At 34.1% G+C, this 18,372-nt stretch carries 17 protein-coding genes and 1 pseudogene; 6 read left to right on the top strand and 12 right to left on the bottom strand.

What is annotated here, in order from left to right; genetic code table 11:
- The first annotated feature begins 66 nt into the window (after positions 1-66).
- Entirely contained in the window at positions 67-909 is an 843-nt protein-coding gene (locus AC5LW9_RS01935; RefSeq protein WP_493456226.1) for a fumarylacetoacetate hydrolase family protein, read from the top strand.
- Between the two features lie 42 nt (positions 910-951).
- On the opposite strand, the gene AC5LW9_RS01930 is transcribed toward AC5LW9_RS01935, so the two are convergent.
- The 7 genes and pseudogenes from AC5LW9_RS01930 to AC5LW9_RS01900 form a co-directional block, all read right to left on the bottom strand.
- Positions 952-1,593, bottom strand: a complete 642-nt coding sequence (locus tag AC5LW9_RS01930) for a GntR family transcriptional regulator (protein ID WP_086326590.1) — start codon at positions 1,591-1,593, stop codon at positions 952-954.
- Between the two features lie 5 nt (positions 1,594-1,598).
- The gene (locus tag AC5LW9_RS01925; protein ID WP_086326591.1) at positions 1,599-2,195 is read right to left on the bottom strand and encodes a GntR family transcriptional regulator; all 597 of its coding nucleotides are present in this window, start codon (positions 2,193-2,195) and stop codon (positions 1,599-1,601) included.
- A gap of 583 nt (positions 2,196-2,778) precedes the next feature.
- On the bottom strand, positions 2,779-3,084 hold the full coding sequence (locus AC5LW9_RS01920; protein ID WP_493456225.1) for a hypothetical protein: 306 nt from the start codon (positions 3,082-3,084) through the stop codon (positions 2,779-2,781).
- Positions 3,085-3,127: 43 nt separating this feature from the next.
- Complete coding sequence (locus AC5LW9_RS01915; RefSeq protein ID WP_493456224.1) at positions 3,128-4,117, bottom strand: hypothetical protein; 990 nt, start codon at positions 4,115-4,117, stop codon at positions 3,128-3,130.
- Between the two features lie 107 nt (positions 4,118-4,224).
- On the bottom strand, positions 4,225-4,626 hold the full coding sequence (locus tag AC5LW9_RS01910; RefSeq protein ID WP_493456223.1) for a (deoxy)nucleoside triphosphate pyrophosphohydrolase: 402 nt from the start codon (positions 4,624-4,626) through the stop codon (positions 4,225-4,227).
- Positions 4,619-4,759: pseudogene (locus AC5LW9_RS01905) on the bottom strand (HNH endonuclease); the annotation flags it as partial. The gene AC5LW9_RS01910 and the pseudogene AC5LW9_RS01905, both read right to left, overlap by 8 nt.
- A gap of 76 nt (positions 4,760-4,835) precedes the next feature.
- Positions 4,836-5,708 (bottom strand): phosphorothioated DNA-binding restriction endonuclease, encoded by an 873-nt coding sequence (locus tag AC5LW9_RS01900; protein ID WP_493456222.1) that lies wholly within the window; start codon positions 5,706-5,708, stop codon positions 4,836-4,838.
- Positions 5,709-5,975: 267 nt separating this feature from the next.
- Here AC5LW9_RS01900 and sat point away from each other — a divergent pair, with 267 nt between their 5' ends.
- The 5 genes from sat to AC5LW9_RS01875 all read left to right on the top strand — a co-directional run bounded on the left by sat (position 5,976) and on the right by AC5LW9_RS01875 (position 12,892).
- Positions 5,976-7,136 (top strand): sulfate adenylyltransferase, encoded by a 1,161-nt coding sequence (gene sat / locus AC5LW9_RS01895; RefSeq protein ID WP_493456221.1) that lies wholly within the window; start codon positions 5,976-5,978, stop codon positions 7,134-7,136.
- Positions 7,137-7,185: 49 nt separating this feature from the next.
- Complete coding sequence (locus AC5LW9_RS01890) at positions 7,186-7,821, top strand: phosphoadenosine phosphosulfate reductase domain-containing protein (protein ID WP_493438749.1); 636 nt, start codon at positions 7,186-7,188, stop codon at positions 7,819-7,821.
- 139 nt (positions 7,822-7,960) lie between these two features.
- Positions 7,961-9,760, top strand: a complete 1,800-nt coding sequence (locus tag AC5LW9_RS01885; protein ID WP_493456220.1) for an assimilatory sulfite reductase (NADPH) flavoprotein subunit — start codon at positions 7,961-7,963, stop codon at positions 9,758-9,760.
- 47 nt (positions 9,761-9,807) lie between these two features.
- Positions 9,808-11,574, top strand: coding sequence for an assimilatory sulfite reductase (NADPH) hemoprotein subunit (gene cysI, locus AC5LW9_RS01880; protein WP_493438747.1), 1,767 nt, complete (start codon positions 9,808-9,810; stop codon positions 11,572-11,574).
- Between the two features lie 364 nt (positions 11,575-11,938).
- Positions 11,939-12,892: a LysR substrate-binding domain-containing protein gene (locus AC5LW9_RS01875; RefSeq protein WP_025316708.1), complete on the top strand. Its 954-nt coding sequence runs from the start codon at positions 11,939-11,941 to the stop codon at positions 12,890-12,892.
- A 24-nt stretch (positions 12,893-12,916) separates the two neighbouring features.
- Here AC5LW9_RS01875 and AC5LW9_RS01870 read toward each other — a convergent pair whose 3' ends face one another.
- From AC5LW9_RS01870 to AC5LW9_RS01850, 5 genes are all read right to left on the bottom strand, one after another.
- On the bottom strand, positions 12,917-13,996 hold the full coding sequence (locus AC5LW9_RS01870) for a sulfate/molybdate ABC transporter ATP-binding protein (protein WP_493456219.1): 1,080 nt from the start codon (positions 13,994-13,996) through the stop codon (positions 12,917-12,919).
- A 9-nt stretch (positions 13,997-14,005) separates the two neighbouring features.
- Positions 14,006-14,863: a sulfate ABC transporter permease subunit CysW gene (gene cysW, locus AC5LW9_RS01865; protein WP_493456218.1), complete on the bottom strand. Its 858-nt coding sequence runs from the start codon at positions 14,861-14,863 to the stop codon at positions 14,006-14,008.
- A gap of 14 nt (positions 14,864-14,877) precedes the next feature.
- Positions 14,878-15,711 carry a sulfate ABC transporter permease subunit CysT gene (gene cysT, locus AC5LW9_RS01860; protein ID WP_493456217.1) on the bottom strand — a complete coding sequence of 278 codons (834 nt, stop codon included), beginning with the start codon at positions 15,709-15,711 and terminating at the stop codon, positions 14,878-14,880.
- Positions 15,712-15,802: 91 nt separating this feature from the next.
- A complete protein-coding gene (locus AC5LW9_RS01855) occupies positions 15,803-16,840 on the bottom strand; it encodes a sulfate ABC transporter substrate-binding protein (protein ID WP_493456216.1) in 1,038 nt (345 codons plus the stop codon).
- Positions 16,841-17,496: 656 nt separating this feature from the next.
- The gene (locus AC5LW9_RS01850; protein ID WP_493456215.1) at positions 17,497-18,339 is read right to left on the bottom strand and encodes a DUF6708 domain-containing protein; all 843 of its coding nucleotides are present in this window, start codon (positions 18,337-18,339) and stop codon (positions 17,497-17,499) included.
- Between the last annotated feature and the right edge of the window lie 33 nt (positions 18,340-18,372).

Here is an 18,372-nt window from a genome sequence, read left to right as displayed (position 1 = left end):
TATGAATTTAAATAAAAATGCCACTTTAGTCAGAAGTGGCAATTAAATTTGAAAAAGGAATTTATTATGAAGCTATTAAGCTTTTTGTCACCACTAACACATGAAAAAACATGGGGTTGTGTTAAAAATGACAATGTATATGACTTGAAAAAACAGTTAGGTGACAACTATCCAGATCTAAAATCAGCCATTTCTAACAATATTTTAAGTGAATTAAAACAATTGAAATTGGAGCATCCAGATTATGCGCTAAATGAAATTCATTTCTTACCTGTTATTGATAATCCAAATAAAATAATTTGTGTGGGAATGAATTATCCAGAAAAAAGAAAGGAATTTGAACAATCTACTAATGCCCCAACACTTTTTATTCGATTTCCTGATTCGCTTGTTGCACATAATGAATTCATGCATAAACCCAATTCAACAAATGAATTTGATTATGAAGGTGAATTAGCAGTAATTATTGGTAAAACGACCAGTAACGTTTCAAAAGAAATAGCTCTAGAGCATGTTGCTGGTTATAGCTGTTTTATGGATGGTTCCGTCAGAGATATGCAATATACTTGGTTTACTTCAGGTAAAAATTGGCCAAAAACGGGGGGGTTTGGGCCTTGGCTAGTCACATCTGATGAAATTACTGATCCGCAAAAACTGCACATTACAACTTCATTAAATGGACTCCAAGTTCAAAGTGAATCTACAGGAAATATGATCTACTCTATTTCTTATTTAATTGAGTACATCTCAAGATTCAGTAAACTTGAAGCCGGTGATGTTATCATAACTGGTTCACCAGGAGGCGTTGGCAAAAAAAGAACCCCCCCACTGTTTATGAAAGAAGAAGATATTATTGAAGTTGAAATTAGTCAAATTGGTAAATTAAAAAATAAAATTTTGGACTGTTAACCTAAACTTCTGTTTTTCCTTACTTATGTAAAAAATTAAAACTTAAAAACGTGTTAGCATATCTTCCATGCTGCGAATGATATGCTGATACATAAGATTTTTTGCCAATTCTGCATCATATTCAATCATTGCATTCAAAATATTACCGTGTTCTTTAGATGAAAGAATAGCGTATTCTTGTTCAGAAATATTCGAACCTAATGATAATCCATTCCACATTTCCGATAAGATAGAATTAATTTTATTATTGCCACATGCGGCCCAAATTGCCATATGAAATGCTTGATTATAATTGGTATAATCAACGTAATTATCATTTTCAATAGCATTTTTTCCACATTGATAAGCATCAATAATTTCGGATAGATCGGCTTTATTTTGGCAAACTTCTGCGACAGCTTCACGTTCTAAAACTGCGCGAGTCACATAGTGATCTTTGATAAATTTCTTAGTAATTCCTAAAACTTCTGCCCCTTTATTATGGCGTAATTTAATAAAACCATCTCTAGCCAAAATCTGAAAAGCTTCTCTGACTGGGGTGTTTGAAACTTCCAATTGCGATGCAACACCATCAAGCGTCACAATTGTGCCTTCTTGTATCTCTCTGGTTAAAATGGCTTTGCGTAAAACCGAAGCTATTCGTTCTCTCATTGGTAGTAACTTCAGTGGTTGCAATTGATTCATCTAGGTTAACTCCTATTTAACTTTTTTGTTAAACTATCAGCTAATGAAAAATAATATTTGTATACAAATTTGGCTGTTGCTTTTAATTCATGTGTTTGAATTGATGCTATTAAACTATTATGTAAATCTTCATCACTAGATTTTTTTTCAATATTATCCCAAACATATTGAGGATAACCCACTAATAGTCTTGAATAATTTTCTTTAATAAAATAATTGTCGATTTCGGTTAATAAAACTTGTCGAAATTGTTTGGCATCTGCAACAAGTATATTTCTTATATCTTTTTTTGAATTTAATAATATTTTGATAATTTGGATCTCAACCGATGCGATTAATTCAAAAATATCTTTTAACAAATCAATCTTCGGACCTACTACTAATACGTGTCGATTAGGTAATCGCGATAAAAATCCTTCTAATTCTAATATAAGAAACGCTTCTCTAACGGGAATCCTAGATGTATTAAGATATTGGGCTATCTGTTCTTGAGTGAGTTGTTCACCATTTTTGAACCTACCAGATATGATCTCCTGCCGCAATATCTTTGCTATTCGATCTTTGGTTTGAGTGTTATCCAGCTTTGGTAAAATATTATCCATTATATTATCGGTTTCAAATAAAATTAGAACAGAGATTATTCCTTAGATTATCTGTTAGTACAAGCCTTCAAATTCTAAAATAATTTTTAAAAAGTATAAATATAAGATTATTTTTACAATTAAATATAATTAAAAAATCATATTTAATTAAATTATTAAAAATACTTAATCAATCTCAAGTTACGTAAAAAATAACCAAATATGTTTTTATTATATATGGCGTTATTTATAAATATAAAGTAATAAGTTAAATAGTTTATTTAGTAGTTATTAATATATTGAATTTTAGATAGATATAATAAGTTATTACTAATTTAAAAGTGCTAGTGTAGTTATTTGAAATGTTAAAATTTTAGCCTCAAATAATTTTTACTCGAGAAGCTAGTTAATTATTATTTAATTATTTTATTAGTTTATAAGATTCAATAATTGATGGTTTTCAACTTTTTCAATTTGTTGCTCATAAAGATTAATTTGCTGTTCAGAAAAAGAAACATTATTGGAATGAGGTGCAAAATTAGTACCAACACCAAAAGTTAGGGATTCATTATTTAGTTGATAACGAGTAGTATCTTTTTTAAAGTTAATTCAATAGCGTCACAATAAAATGCAACTGGTTGCCAATGATGAGCAATAAATTGACACTTTGCGTATCCACAAGCAACACATCAAGATCATAAAAAATTGTCCCTTCGATCTCATGAGGAAACGGTAAAACCACAATTGTTTTACTTTCATCAGCAGGCCAGATCTTACAAATTGCCTTATCACTCTCGCGAGAAGAATGGTATTTTTCAAGTAAATAATCAATCCATTTTTCACAGTCAGCACTACTCACCATAGGAAAGCTAAGAGTGATAAGTAGTAATAATTTTTGGGTGTTTTTCATTGGTGTTTTCACTGGGTTTTGTTTATGTTTTTTTATATTAAAATCAATCTAACTTAAATAAATATCTTAGTTTTTCCCAAAAGCTCATCGATTCAATTATTTCTATTTTATTTTTTAGTTTGTTATTCGATTCTTCATTTTGTTTTAATAAATTATGTAAATTGTAATTTTCTCTAATTAAATCATTCATTTTAGTTGTAAATTCATTTAATGATGTTTGTTTATTATCAAGCTCCAATTTATATGATTCATTCAATTCGTTCAATTCTTTGTTAATACTTATAATATTATTTAATTCCATTTGTTTTAATTTTAACTCTTCAACATAATAATTGGCAGAAATAGGATCTGACAAAATTTTACCATATACTTGATTTTTGAATATTGTTTTTAAAAAGTTATAATATTTTTCTACATCTTTACTATCATAACTTTCATTTTGAAATTCTTTTAAAAAAATCATTTTTTTTGTGAGAGTGACTTCTATGATAGGGATGTTATGTGCAAAAAAATCTTTTATTTTTGTTTGTTCACATTTATGATTAACAGCAACTTCGATAGCAACTTTTCCATTCCATTTTTCAGCTAAATCACATTTAGAAGAAAAACAACCAATTAGATCCGGATAATAAACATTTCTATTTTCAAATTGTAAGCGAGGCTCTATAAAAAATTCCGTGAATTTTAATTGGTAGCTCTTTTTACCTATAACAAATGTAATCTCACTGAGTTCCGATAAAACTGATATTGCAGTTGAATGAGAAATTGACTCATTATCTCCATCTTCATTATTACCTCCTTTCATATTTTCAATATACCTAAAAAAACCATTTTTTACTGGTGTCATCCTAGCTCTATACTGCTTATCTGCTTGAGTGCTATAAAAAGTTAACTTTTCATACTCCTCTGGCGATTCTTGTTTCATTTTTAACACATTCCAAATATAAAATTTTTTAAGTTGAGATGGTTTATGCTGATTCAAAATATATTCGCCTTGTTTATTTTTAGCATATGCCGATATTTTTTTTGCCATGTATAATTGTCTTTCCTTTACTTATTAACAGATTTAATTCAATTAAAATAGTCCAAATTACAGCAACTTATTATTTTTCTTCTATTCTTTGTAAAAATTAATTTATGTTACACATCGTGATACTTTTTAGTCAAAAAATAAACAATCGGTAAATCAGCCTGCGCCCAATCTAGATCGTTTAATTCATTACTATCTAACCAACAAATCTTATTATGTTCTAAACATTTTGGATCATTATCTATTATCTGACAAAGAAAAGCGTTGATTTTAACTGTGCCAAAATCATAATTATGTTCTGTTGTTAGTAAATATTTTTTGATCGAGATATTACAACCTAATTCTTCTTTTATTTCACGAATGAGAGCATCTTCTAATTGTTCGCCAGGTTCAACTTTTCCACCAGGAAATTCCCATTTATACGCTAAATATTTAGTGTTACCCCGTTGAGTACAAAGAATTTTATTGTCTTTAATAATGACAGCAGCAACAACATTAATAATTTTATTCATTCTTTAAAGCGATTTCTCGCCCTCTTAAATTTGCAATTTTTTTCAATTTATTTATATCATCTATATCTTTAACAATATGCATTTTTCGATGGCAATTAGGACATAGTGCTACTGTATTATCAATTGTATCCTCCACCTTCAGAATTGTTTATTATTTAGAATAACTCCATACATTAGATTTTTTATTTTGTCCATTAGAGTTCTTTCCCTCAGTCCCTAAACACTTCTCTAACATGCCATTCAATAAATCTGTCATGTAAATAATCGCTTTTCATTCGAGGTAGTAAGATGTTTTTGCCGTCGAAATCCCAAAATAGTTTTTCAACTATGTGGTTTCCATTTACTCCACTTGATACTTTGATTTTTAGATTACAATCAAGCCCGATAGCGCCCATATCGAAAGCGGAATGATGTAATGAACAAAGTGCTAAACCATTATTTACAATGCATGGTCCGCCGTGTTGTTTCCATTTTACGTGAGCAGCTTCAAGACCGATTGATACTGAGTCATGCCTTAAATCGTAACCGCAGATGGCACATTGATAGTTGTATGCTCGTAATACAATTTGTCTGAATTTAGGATCTCGGTATTTATTGGATTCCATTAAATTAAACCCAAATCGATTAATTAAGTTTTCTTGCACACTTTCAGTAAAATGCTGACTTAAAATTTGTCCTGCTAATTGATCAATAATGGTAGGGTTTGTTTTTATCAGTCGATACGTTTTTTCATCAAAGCCACCGAGTACTTGGTGTGAAGCAAGAGTTTTACTGGTTGGTTCTTTACTTGGCAAAATTGGATTAGTGCAGTTTTCAAAATTAATCAGTTGCCAAAAACCATCATTTTTCAAACGCCAAAAAGGCATATTGGGATAATAGTGTTTACGTTGAGGGCCAAAGCGAGCGAGTAAATCGTGTAAAGGTTTTTCAATTTCTTTTTTATAATCAAATAAGCGATCATGACCTTGTTTATATTGTGCTAATACATAAAGTAATAATAAAGGTTTATGTGGAGCTCGCTGATCGCCTTTTTTCCAAATAGTGATTTTGGTAATTTTTTGTTGTAATTTTTTAATATCCATTAATACTCAAAATAAACGTAATAAGTAGAAAAATATTACAAATATTGTATTGTTTTTGTGATCTGCCTCACAAAATTCTGAGTTAGTATGTAAAAATGAATCAATATTTGATAGTTAGATCTAAAAATTATTTTTATCCATTACAAACCTAAACCAATTTATGAATATGCGTAAATCGCATAATGGTATGTAAAATTGATATTTCCTTATTTGTCAATAATCGTTTTTAATTAAGCTTAATAAAAACTAGATAGGTAAGGAAACATTATGGCCTTGATCCCTCCTCACGCCAGTGACCAGTTACAACCACTTCTTGTTAAAGACGATGATCGATTGGCATTACAGCATTATGCAAAAAATCTACCCGCAATTACGCTATCAAGTCGTGAAGCTGGGGATTTAGTGATGTTAGGAATTGGTGGTTTTACGCCACTGTATGGTTTTATGCGGGAAGAAGATTGGCGCAGTGTTTGCGATAATATGCATTTAGCAAATGGTGTTTTTTGGCCAATTCCTATCACAGTATCAGTGACCGATGCTCAAGCTGATACCTTAAAATTGGGTGATGATATTGCCCTTAAAACATCCGATGGGCAGATAATTGGTATTTTAAATGTTGATAGTATTTATCGACCAGATAAACAATTTGAAGCGATGCAGGTGTTTACAACAACGGATCAAAATCATCCTGGCGTTGCGATGCTTATGGCTCAGCCACCTGTTAATTTAGGCGGTAAAGTGCGTGTTTTCCATGATAATGGTTTTAAAGCGCAATTTGGTCAATATGCATTAACACCACAAGAGACAAGAGAACGTTTTAATCAATTAGGTTGGGATAAAATCGCGGCCTTTCAAACTCGTAACCCTATGCATCGTTCGCATGAATATTTAGTCAAAACAGTATTAGAGCTTTTTGATGGAGTACTTATTCACTCTCTATTTGGTAATTTGAAAGCAGGTGATGTACCAGCAAATATTCGTCTTAAAGCTATTAATACGCTAATTTATAATTACTTTGTGCCTGATTCCGTTGTTCATTCTGGGTATCCTTTAGATATGCGTTACGCTGGTCCCAAAGAAGCGTTACTGCATGCCCTTTTTAGACAAAACTATGGTTGTAGCCATCTTATTGTCGGTCGCGATCATGCTGGTGTCGGTAATTATTATTCGCCGTTTGCTGCACAAGAGATTTTTACCCAATTACGGGATGAAGATTTACTCATTAAACCAATCAAAATTGACTGGACATTTTATTGCCATAAATGTGCAGGTATGGCATCAAGCAAAACTTGTCCACATGACAGTGATGATCGTGTTCTTATTTCAGGTACCGAGGTAAGACGGCGTTTACAAACAAAAGAACCCATACCTGAAACATTTAGTCGCCCAGAAGTCGTTGCTGAATTATACCAATGGGCAAACCAGTAATATGCAAAATAGATAATTACGCATCGATAAGTTGATAAAGAGGAAAACCATGCTAGATTTAACCAACGTTAACCAGAAATTACAAAATCAGTCACCGTTAACCATTATTGAGTGGGCATTAAAGAAGCAACAAGATATTCCAGTCAAAAGTATTATTAGTACCCATTTTGGACCATATGAAGCTGTGTTACTTCATCTTGTTACCCAAGTTGACCCAAATATTCAGGTTGTTTGGGTTGATAATGGTTATGCAACAAATGCGACCTATCGTGTTGCCAATAAAATTACAAAGCAACTTAATCTTAATCTACATATTTTTGTACCACAACGAACGACAGCTTATTTAGATGTGCGATACGGTGGATTACCTGAATTAGATACGCCAGAACATACCGAGTTTACCCAAATTGTCAAAATTGAGCCGTTTAATCGTGCTTTAGCCACACTCAAACCAACGCTGTGGTTTACTGCGCTACGTCGTGAACAATCTGCATTAAGGCAGGAGTTAAATATTGTGACAAAAGCGGGAGATAATTTATTTAAGATTGCCCCACTACTCGATTGGACAAGTCAAGATATGCAGAACTATATCGAAAAACTTAATTTACCTAATGAGATGGATTATGTCGATCCGACTAAAGGACCGCAAGGTAGAGAGTGTGGCTTACATAAAATAACCTTCTGATTTTATAAATAGATACACATTGGACTTTGCTGATAGTTGTTGAGTAAAACAATATTATTAGGATTTAACAGAACATTTTAAGGTTGCTAGGCACTAGCAATTTACCGATAGCTCAAAAGCTATCAGATAAGGGAATCACATGAGCACACAACATTTTCCTTTTAATTGTGATGAATTAAAAAAAATTATTGAAAAGTCCAGTGATAAACAGCTCGCTTGGTTGTCTGGATATTTATGGGGAATTGCGGAAAAAAGTTCAAATGAACAAGCGTTACCGAATATCACAACTACCACCGACGTAACGCAAACTGAGCAAGCGAAAAAAGTTACGATTTTATCAGCATCACAAACAGGTAATGCTCGTCGAGTTGCAAATGAGTTAACTCAAGATATTGAGCGTTTAGGTATTGAAGTTACTCATCTGCCTGCTGGCGAATACAAAACCAAAAAACTGAGCCAGGAAGAAATTTTAATCTTAATTACTTCAACACAAGGTGAGGGCGAACCACCAGAAGAAGCACTACCACTCTATAAATACCTTTTTGCTGCCAAAGCCCCTAAATTGGCAAATCTACAATTTGCGGTCATGGGTTTAGGTGACTCTTCTTATCCAAAATTTTGTCAAGCAGCTAAAGATTTTGATCAACGATTAGCTGAATTAGATGCTCAGCGTATGTTATTACGCGTTGATGCTGATACGGATTTTCAAACTGTAAGTACCAATTGGCGACAGGCAGTAATTGATAAACTTAGCAGTCTACAACAATCAGCCTCAATATCATCAACAGAAAATAATATTTCAAGTAACGTCGTTGTTAACAGTAGCCTTTATCACCGCGATAATCCCTTTATTGCACCCGTTAATGTGAATCAAAAAATTACTTCTCGCGATTCGGATCGAGATATCCGTCATATTGAATTTGACCTTACTGGTTCTAATATTAACTATCAACCTGGCGATGCGTTAGGAGTCTGGTATCAAAATAGCGATGAGCTTGTCGATGAACTTCTTAATATTACCCAGCTTACAGGTGATGAGCCTATCGAACACAATGGTCAACAAATTACCTTAAAAACGGCTCTAATTGAGCATGTTGAATTGACTCAAAATACACCCGTTATTATTGAGAAATATGCCCAAGCAATTCAAAATCCTGAACTGCTTACCTTAATCAAAGACAGAGAAGCTTTGATTGAAATGAGTCAAACATTACCACTTGTTGATATGCTTAATCGTTATCAAAGCAATCTTACCGCACAAACATTAGTTGCATTGCTTCGACCTCTAACACCTCGTTTTTACTCCATTGCATCAGCGCAAGATGAAGTTGGAGACGAAGTTCATCTTACCGTAAATGTGGTGCGTTATCAGATCGAAGGTAAAACGCGTACTGGCGGTGCATCAAACTTTTTAGCCAATCAAATTGCCGACCAAGATCAAGTAAAAATTTTTGTTGAACATAATGATAACTTTAGATTACCTAATGATACAAACACACCAATCATCATGATTGCTGCTGGCACTGGCATTGCACCATTTAGAGCTTTTTTACAACAACGTAGTGCTCAATGCGCTACGGGTAAAAATTGGTTATTTTTTGGCAATCCGCATTTTATTTCTGAATTTCTGTATCAAGTGGAGTGGCAAAATTATGTTAAAGAAGGTCTGTTAACGAATATCGATCTTGCGTGGTCACGAGATCAAGCCGAGAAAATATATGTACAAGATAAATTAATTGCTCAAGGCAGTGAGATTTGGCAATGGTTACAACAAGGTGCCTATATCTATGTTTGTGGGGATGCGAAGCGCATGGCAAAAGCAGTTGATTTAGCACTACAACAAATTCTGATGACTCAAGCTCAATACAATCAAGAGCAAGCCATCAACTATCTGGATGAATTAAGAAGTCAAAAACGCTATCAACGAGATGTTTATTAACACACAACCGACATAACAACTAATTTTAATTTATTGAGTGATGTAATATGAGCAATGATAAACCTAAAACAGTTACCCTAACTCAAGTGGTAAATTTAACACCACCGCAAAATGATGTCTCAGATCTACCATTATCGGATTCTGAACGATTTAAACGAGAGAGTAATTATTTACGCGGCACCATCGTTGACGATTTGAATAATGGTTTAACAGGTGGCTTTAATAGTGATAATTCTCAGCTCATCCGCTTACATGGCATGTATCAACAAGATGACAGAGATATTCGTAAAGAACGCCTAGAACAAAAACTTGAGCCACTGATCAACATGATGCTACGCTGCCGCCTACCGGGAGGGATTATCACTCCCAAACAGTGGTTAACGATTGATAAATTTGCCACCGAAGCAACAAAGTATGGCAGTATTCGGCTGACTACTCGACAAACATTTCAGTTTCATGGCCTGTTTAAACGCAATCTTAAATCAGCTCATCAACTATTACACAATATAGGACTTGATTCGATTGCCACCGCTGGCGATGTTAATCGTAATGTCTTATGTACTTCAAATCCAGTAGAATCAAAAGTTCATCAACAAGCTTACTACTGGGCAAGCAGAATTTCAGAACATCTTTTACCAAAAACCCATGCTTATATTGAAATCTGGTTAGATGGTGAAAAATTACCCACACCCGATAGCGAACCCATTTTAAGTTCAACTTATTTACCGCGTAAATTTAAAACTACGGTGGTTATCCCACCTATTAATGATGTTGATGTTCATGCCAATGATCTTAGTTTTGTCGCTATCGCCGAAAAAGGTGAATTGATAGGTTTTAATGTGTTAGTTGGCGGTGGTTTGGCTATGACTCATGGAGATAAAACAACCTATCCTCGTAAAGCGGATGATTTTGGTTTTATCCCAGTAGAAAAAGTGCTGACTTTTGCAGAAGCCGTTGTTACCACGCAGCGCGATTGGGGCAACCGTCATAATCGCAAAAATGCCAAAACCAAATATACACTTGAACGTGTCGGTGTGGAAAACTTTAAAAAAGAGGTAGAGCTACGCGCAGGTAGTGCTTTTTTGACCAGTAAACCTTATAAATTCACTCAAAGAGGTGATCAATTTGGTTGGTATAAAGGTATTGATGATAACTGGCATTTAACGCTGTTTATTGAAAATGGACGATTACTTGATTATCCAAACAAACCATTAAAAACGGGTGTTGCTGAGATCGCTAAAATTCATCAAGGTGATTTGCGTATTACCGCTAATCAAAATCTAATTATTGCTAATGTTCCGGAACAACAAAAAGAAGCTATTGAAAAAATTGCCAGAGAGTATGGACTGCTTGACGATACAGTCACATTACAACGTAAGTATTCCATGGCATGTGTTTCTTACCCAACTTGTCCTCTTGCCATGGCCGAAGCCGAACGTTTTTTACCGACGTTTGTCACTCAAATTGAGCAGATGTTAACTCAGCATCACTTATCTGAAGATTATATTATTTTACGAGTGACAGGTTGTCCTAATGGGTGTGCAAGAGCGATGTTGGCCGAAGTAGGCATGGTTGGTAAGGCTCCCGGTCGCTATAATTTATATCTTGGTGGTAATCGAGAAGGGACACGAATTCCACGTTTATATAAAGAAAACGTAAGTGTTGATGAAATTTTATTAGCGCTAGAACCATTAATTGAAGCTTGGTCAATTCATCGCAATAAAGACGAAGGTTTTGGCGATTTTGTTATCCGCCATGAAATTGTCAAACCAGTAGTAAACTCAGCGATTGATTTTTATCAGGTCGTTAATTAAAGATCATATACAGGTTTGTAGAACCTTATGACGTGCTTATTTGCTGATAAAAAACATATATAGCAATAAGGCATATGGTTATTACTTAATCATATTTGTCTTTTTTATATGTTCTTTTATACTTAAGTGAGTTATTAAACTATCTAATTTTATTAATAAAATTAACAATAAACATAATTTATAAATTAGATAACCTGCCTATAACCAGTTTGATAACAGTGTTTATGCTGGGTGGCGATCCGTTGTTTTAAATAATTCACTTTTTAGTACATGTTATTAATTATATACAGCAAATTATTTTAAATTAATGCAATACAATTATATCGATGGGAATAAAGTAATTTTTTCTTGGAAGATCGCTATCATGAACATACAACAATTAAGAATTATTCGAGAAGCAGCGCGTTGTAATTATAATTTAACCGAAGTAGCAAATACTTTATACACCTCCCAATCTGGAGTAAGTCGACATATTAAAGAGTTAGAAGAAGAACTCAATATTGATCTTTTTATCCGCCAAGGAAAACGCCTAATTAACATGACTGAACCAGGATTAGAACTGGTTGTGATTGCAGAACGTATTTTAAATGAAATTAATAATATACACCGTTTATCGACCATTTTTTCAAATGCGGATGAAGGATCTTTAGTAATCGCAACAACCCATTCACAGGCTCGTTATATCCTCCCTAACATTATAAAATCATTTAGAGTACTTTTCCCGAAAGTCCATATTATTATCAATCAAGGCTCATCAAGTGAGATTATTGCCCAGCTTCTTTCTGGCGAGGCTGATATTGGTATTGATAATGAAAGAGTTGATAACAGCTCTCTTGCTACCTACCCTTTTTATCGTTGGCATTATTCGATTGTAACACCGAAAGATCATCCTTTAACTAAAGCCGACAAAGTAACATTAGATATGTTGCAACCCTTACCCATAATTACTTATCGACAAGGGATCTTTCCTCGCAAAAGCATCGATAAAGCATTTTCAGCGATAGGATTAGCACCCAATATATCATTGAATGTTCAAGAGCCTGATGTCATTAAAACCTACGTTGAATTAGGTTTAGGAATTGGTATTTTAGGCAATAAAATGTATAACCCTGAATATGATGTAAACTTGGTTCAACTTGATGCAAAACATCTGTTTGAATCACATGTTACTTGGCTTGGCTTAAAGCGTCATAAATTACAACGTAATTATATTTGGCGTTTTATTCAATTATGCAATCAGGAGCTTTCATTGGAAGATATTAAAAATCATGCTCTGTTTGATCAGACTCATTCCAAAATGCCTGATTATCAAATTTAATTTATATTAATAAAACGATACGCATTAAATCATAAACTCAAACAATTCATCTTGTACAAAGATATTTACAAGTATCGGTTGCCAATAGATATTATCGCCCAATTCAACTTGCTGTTGTTCATATTGACGATAACTTACCGAAACATCAATATGCTTTGGTTGTCCTGCTACCGCAATTTCTAAAAAAACCGTTGGTCCAGCGGTGTGGATGCGTACTACTTGCCCTTGGATATCATTCTTTCTGGCCGTTTTAGCAATACTGATTTCATGAGGTCGAACATAAGCGATAGCAGACTGATCAGCCCAGTTACCTTGCTCTTTCATATCTTTTCGGAAATCATCAATAATTAAGGTATTATTTTCAATGTAACCATGTAATAGATTGACGTCCCCTAAAAAGTGCGCAACAAATGCTGTTTTTGGTTGTTTATAAACTTCTGCTGGCGTGCCTATTTGTTCTATTTGACCTTGGTTCATTAAAATTATTTTATCGGCAACTTCTAGCGCCTCTTCTTGATCATGCGTAACAAAGAGACTAGTGACATTCAGTTCATGATGAAAATCACGCAACCAGCGTCTTAAATCTTTACGAACTTTAGCATCTAAGGCGCTAAAAGGTTCATCCAGCAACAAAACATTAGGTTTTGATGCCAAAGCCCGTGCTAAAGCAACTCGCTGTCGTTGTCCTCCAGATAGTTGGTCAGGATAACGTTTAGCAAAATTTTCTAGCTGAACTAATCCAAGTAACTGATTAACCCGCTCATCAATCGCGGTTTTGCTCAGTCGTATTGATCTTGGTTTCATTTTTAATCCAAATGCCACATTTTCTGCCACATTCATATGGCGAAAAAGTGCGTAATTTTGGAACACAAATCCAATATCTCGCTGTTTAGCGCTCAGCTGTGTTACATCAGTATCGGCAAAGTAGATTTTACCTGAGCTGGCTGTTTCTAAACCTGCTATAATACGTAGTAATGTGGTTTTGCCACACCCTGAAGGGCCTAAGAGTGCAACTAATTCACCTTGTTTTATACTAAAGTTAATATTTTTTAAGGCATCGAAGTTTTTAAAACTTTTATTAATATTCTGTAGTGTAATACCCATAGCTACCCCTTAGTGACCTATATAAAGTTCATTAACTAAGCGTCGTTCAATCCATTGACGAATCAATAGTAATGTAAGCGACATAATTAACAGCAAAATCGCAACACTAAATGCGGCAACAATATTGTATTCATTGTATAAAATCTCTACATGTAAGGGTAACGTATTGGTGTAACCACGAATATGTCCAGAAACAACAGATACCGCGCCAAACTCACCGAGTGAGCGAGCAGTGCAAAGAACAACGCCATGCATCAATGCCCATTTGATATTTGGTAATGTGATATGGAAAAAAATTTGCCAACCATTTGCGCCAAGAACACTGGCGGCCTCTTCTTCATGGGTTCCTTGTGCCATCATTATTGGAATCAATTCTCTCGCGACAAAAGGAACAGAAACAAAAATGGTTGCTAAGATAATACCGGGAATGGCATAGATTATTTGGATATTCCATGTCTGTAAAAAGGGATAAAATGCACTTTGTGCACCAAAAAGTAATACATAGATTAAACCCGCAATAATGGGAGATATTGAGAATGGCAAATCAATTAAGGTCATTAATATCTGTTTGCCTTTAAACTGGTATTTAGTGATAACCCAAGCAGCACACACACCGAATATGACATTTAAAGGCACCGCCACACCAACAGCAATAAGTGTCAATTTAAATGCAGCTAAGGTATCTGATTCAGTGATCACCTGCCAAAAAGCCGTTATCCCATTAGCGAGTCCTTGTGCCAATACTACCAAGAGCGGTAAAAATAACAGAATTAAAAACAATAATATCGCTAATAGTATTAATAATAACTGCACACTAGTCAGTGCTTGTTTTTTATCGGTTATTGGGTTTGTTGGCAATATTGGCATAAATTTACCTATAGTCAGTTATTTTTATTAATATTACGGTTAAGTCTTCGCTGTAATGTGTTCATTAAAAATAATAGTATGAAAGCGATCAATAACATGGTTATGCCTATGGCAGCAGCAGCATCATAAGCATATTGGTCAAGCTTTGAGACAATCAATAATGGTAATATTTCGGTTTTAAATGGAATATTTCCAGCAATAAATACTACCGAACCATACTCACCAATAGCACGAGCAAAAGCGAGGGTAAATCCAGTTAACCAAGCAGGTAAAATAGCCGGTAAAATAACATGCATAAAAATTTGCCGAGGTGATGCGCCAAGCAGACTGGCTGCCTCTTCCTGTTCGCGTGGTAAGTCAGCCATTACAGGTTGTAGAGTGCGGACAACAAACGGCAGTGTGACAAATAGTAGTGCTAAGGTAATACCAACTGGCGTATAAGCAATTTTAAAACTAAACCAATAGCCAATAGGGCCGTTTTGAGCATAAATTGCGGTTAAAGCAATACCCGCTACCGCAGTTGGCAAAGCAAATGGAATATCGATACAGATATCCATTATTTTGCGTCCTGAAAAACGATAACGTACCAGCACCCAAGCTAACAATAAACCAATAAAACTGTTTAAACCCGCACTTATCAATGCGGTACTTAATGAAAGCATTAGCGCTAATAAAAATTGTTTACTGATTAATAACTTTTCCCATTCATGAAAAGATAATTTAGTTGAATAGATAAACAAGCCTAATAGCGGAATAAGAACAATCAAACTAAGAAAGGTTAAAGTATAACCCAACGTTAAGTTAAATCCGGGTATATTGCGTTGTTGTTTAAAGCTTGCCACTTTCATAACTTATACCTTTAGAACTTATACTTTTAGAATTTGCACCTTTATAGGGTAGGGTTAAGTGATAGCAACACATAACCATAATAAGCAATGTTTAGTTTATCTCAGCATAAATTGCATCAAAGATTGCACCATCACTAAAAAAGGCTTTTTGTACTTTTTGCCAACCTCCAAAGTAATCGTTAACGGTGACTAATTTAATTTCAGGAAACTGCTTAGCATATTGTTTAAGGATTTCAGGATTGACTGGTCGATAAAAATGCTGAGCAATAATATGTTGTGCTGGTTCACTATATAAGTATTCCAGATAAGCTTGCGCTTGCTTACGTGTGCCTTTGCTGTCTACGACTTTATCCACTAAGGCGACGGTTGGCTCAGCTAAAATCGATAATGACGGCATGATGATTTCTAACTGATCACCACCTTGCTCTTTTAACGCTAAATAAGCTTCATTTTCCCAAGCAATTAATACATCACCTAAACCTCGCTGCACAAAACTGATGGTTGCCCCTCTAGCGCCAGTGTCTAATACAGGTACATGTTGATATAATTTGGTTACAAATGTTCGAGCTTGTTCATCATTACCGTAAGTACTTTGAGCATAAGCCCAAGCAGCTAAAAAATTCCAACGCGCCCCGCCTGACGTTTTGGGATTGGGTGTTATTACTTCAATATCATCTTTAATTAAATCACTCCAATCATGAATCTGTTTTGGGTTACCTTTGCGGACTAGAAATACAATCGTTGAATTATAAGGCGCACTATTATTTGGCAATCGACTTTGCCATTCAGGTGATATATTAGTCTGATAACGATTTAACGCATCAATATCACTCGCTAAAGCAAGCGTCACAACATCTGCTTGCAAACCATCAATCACTGAACGGGCTTGCTTACCAGAGCCTCCGTGCGAATTTTTTATAGTCAGCGTTTCACCTGTCTGCTGTTGCCAATACTCAATAAAGGTCTGATTATAGGCTTTATAAAACTCACGAGTTGGATCATAAGAGACATTAAGCAATTCAACACAATAGGCTTGCCCCATAAAAGTACATATTGCGAATAAAATTAAGCTAATACTTAACCAATATTGTTTGTGAACGATAGGTAATTTTTTCACTTGAAACCTCATACTAATATTAAAGACATTAGCTTTTTTGATAGGAATACCAAGATTAGACCAAATTATCGAAAGATGCGAAAACGATTATTTTGCATTAGGTTATAACAAAAATAGATATACTAAGTAAGAAGATTTAAATTTAGGGTTGGGTCTTATTCAAAATTATATAATATGTGGATTTTATGGATGAGTGGTTTTATCTTTGCATTACATCAATAATTTATTTTAATAAAAGAAACCACGGATGGAATTTACTGACAGCTAAAAATTAGTTGTGTTTGTTTTTTTTAACATTTTAAGTACGAATGGTAGTTTTAATACAGAAAGCCCATTAAAATGTAATCCCCCCCAACGATGGCATAACTTCTTTTATCCTCAGTTATTTTAATAGCTTTATTTATATGTTTCTTTTTTTGAACTATACAAAATAATGTCATAACTATTAATTTTATTTTAAAAAATTATATTAAAATGTGATCGATATCGCTTAAGATCAGGCTCAATACCACCATATTTTGTTTTTGGTAATAAAGCATTATTACCATCTAAATCGCAATACAGTCAGTCAATTATTTGATTACTATTTTCTCCATTTAAAGTAATGTTTATACCCCAATTTAAATTCTGCCATTATCTATTCACTTTGATATCAATATTATTTTTTCCTAGGGTTGTTCGTAAGGATAAGATTTGCCGACTAAATCATACTCCTGCTCTATTTTGGCAAGCTCTTCAAGGGATTCAGCCCGTGAGGCTTTATCAATACCCTCTGGCCAGTTAAATTCAGGCGCAAAGCAGTTAAATAATCGACCCAGCCAAAAGCGCCCCCTAATTTTGCCTTTGTAATTCATCCCTTCCATACCATTCATATAACACAATAACCAGCGCCATTCGCTTTTATGGACATAGTTGGCGTTATCCCATAAACTAAAGTAATCTATTAGGGTATCGGTTTGTCGGTCAATCACTGCCGCAAAAATCTCCTGCTGAAAGAAGCCGTGACGTGAAACCATTCCGTCAATTGATTGCCAGTCATAGACTTTTATAACAGGTTTATAAAGCTTTTTTATTTCCCTTAAGGGAAAATAATAAAGTCGTTTACTTAGCATTGGTTCATATACATAGACTTTACCGGTTTTACGGTTAAAACGTACCGGGTAGTCGGTAGGCCAAATAATAACTTTTGCTAATTGCATTAGACATAAAAATAATGCAAGTAAAGAAACAATAATTACACCCAAAGAAAAGGCTCCATCACTATATATATGATAAGGTCTAATATCGAGAAAAAGCTGTATTCCAAGATAAATGAAAAATATAAACACTCCACATCCAGTTAGCTTTTCAATCATCTCTAAAGTACGACCAAATTGGTCATCAGTGCGTCCTATTTCGATAAGCGTATTATTGCCAAAACGAAGATTGGTTAAGTCATCGTCTTTATCTACTGGTTTAAATTTTGCTAAGTCTTTAGGATAATGTTTATACCCCAATTTAAATTCTGCCATTATCTGTCCACTTTGATATCAATATTATTTTTT

This window comes from Gilliamella sp. LMG 34360, from assembly GCF_984568995.1.
This window is presented reverse-complemented; position numbering and strand designations above follow the sequence as displayed.

What these genes read in the sequence shown, in the direction of transcription:
- AC5LW9_RS01935 (WP_493456226.1), top strand. Translation starts at nt 67, where the DNA reads ATGAAGCTATTAAGCTTTTTGTCACCACTAACACATGAAAAAACATGG.
- AC5LW9_RS01930 (WP_086326590.1), bottom strand. Translation starts at nt 1,593, where the DNA reads ATGAATCAATTGCAACCACTGAAGTTACTACCAATGAGAGAACGAATA.
- AC5LW9_RS01925 (WP_086326591.1), bottom strand. Translation starts at nt 2,195, where the DNA reads ATGGATAATATTTTACCAAAGCTGGATAACACTCAAACCAAAGATCGA.
- AC5LW9_RS01920 (WP_493456225.1), bottom strand. Translation starts at nt 3,084, where the DNA reads ATGAAAAACACCCAAAAATTATTACTACTTATCACTCTTAGCTTTCCT.
- AC5LW9_RS01915 (WP_493456224.1), bottom strand. Translation starts at nt 4,117, where the DNA reads ATGGCAAAAAAAATATCGGCATATGCTAAAAATAAACAAGGCGAATAT.
- AC5LW9_RS01910 (WP_493456223.1), bottom strand. Translation starts at nt 4,626, where the DNA reads ATGAATAAAATTATTAATGTTGTTGCTGCTGTCATTATTAAAGACAAT.
- AC5LW9_RS01900 (WP_493456222.1), bottom strand. Translation starts at nt 5,708, where the DNA reads ATGGATATTAAAAAATTACAACAAAAAATTACCAAAATCACTATTTGG.
- sat (WP_493456221.1), top strand. Translation starts at nt 5,976, where the DNA reads ATGGCCTTGATCCCTCCTCACGCCAGTGACCAGTTACAACCACTTCTT.
- AC5LW9_RS01890 (WP_493438749.1), top strand. Translation starts at nt 7,186, where the DNA reads ATGCTAGATTTAACCAACGTTAACCAGAAATTACAAAATCAGTCACCG.
- AC5LW9_RS01885 (WP_493456220.1), top strand. Translation starts at nt 7,961, where the DNA reads ATGAGCACACAACATTTTCCTTTTAATTGTGATGAATTAAAAAAAATT.
- cysI (WP_493438747.1), top strand. Translation starts at nt 9,808, where the DNA reads ATGAGCAATGATAAACCTAAAACAGTTACCCTAACTCAAGTGGTAAAT.
- AC5LW9_RS01875 (WP_025316708.1), top strand. Translation starts at nt 11,939, where the DNA reads ATGAACATACAACAATTAAGAATTATTCGAGAAGCAGCGCGTTGTAAT.
- AC5LW9_RS01870 (WP_493456219.1), bottom strand. Translation starts at nt 13,996, where the DNA reads ATGGGTATTACACTACAGAATATTAATAAAAGTTTTAAAAACTTCGAT.
- cysW (WP_493456218.1), bottom strand. Translation starts at nt 14,863, where the DNA reads ATGCCAATATTGCCAACAAACCCAATAACCGATAAAAAACAAGCACTG.
- cysT (WP_493456217.1), bottom strand. Translation starts at nt 15,711, where the DNA reads ATGAAAGTGGCAAGCTTTAAACAACAACGCAATATACCCGGATTTAAC.
- AC5LW9_RS01855 (WP_493456216.1), bottom strand. Translation starts at nt 16,840, where the DNA reads ATGAGGTTTCAAGTGAAAAAATTACCTATCGTTCACAAACAATATTGG.
- AC5LW9_RS01850 (WP_493456215.1), bottom strand. Translation starts at nt 18,339, where the DNA reads ATGGCAGAATTTAAATTGGGGTATAAACATTATCCTAAAGACTTAGCA.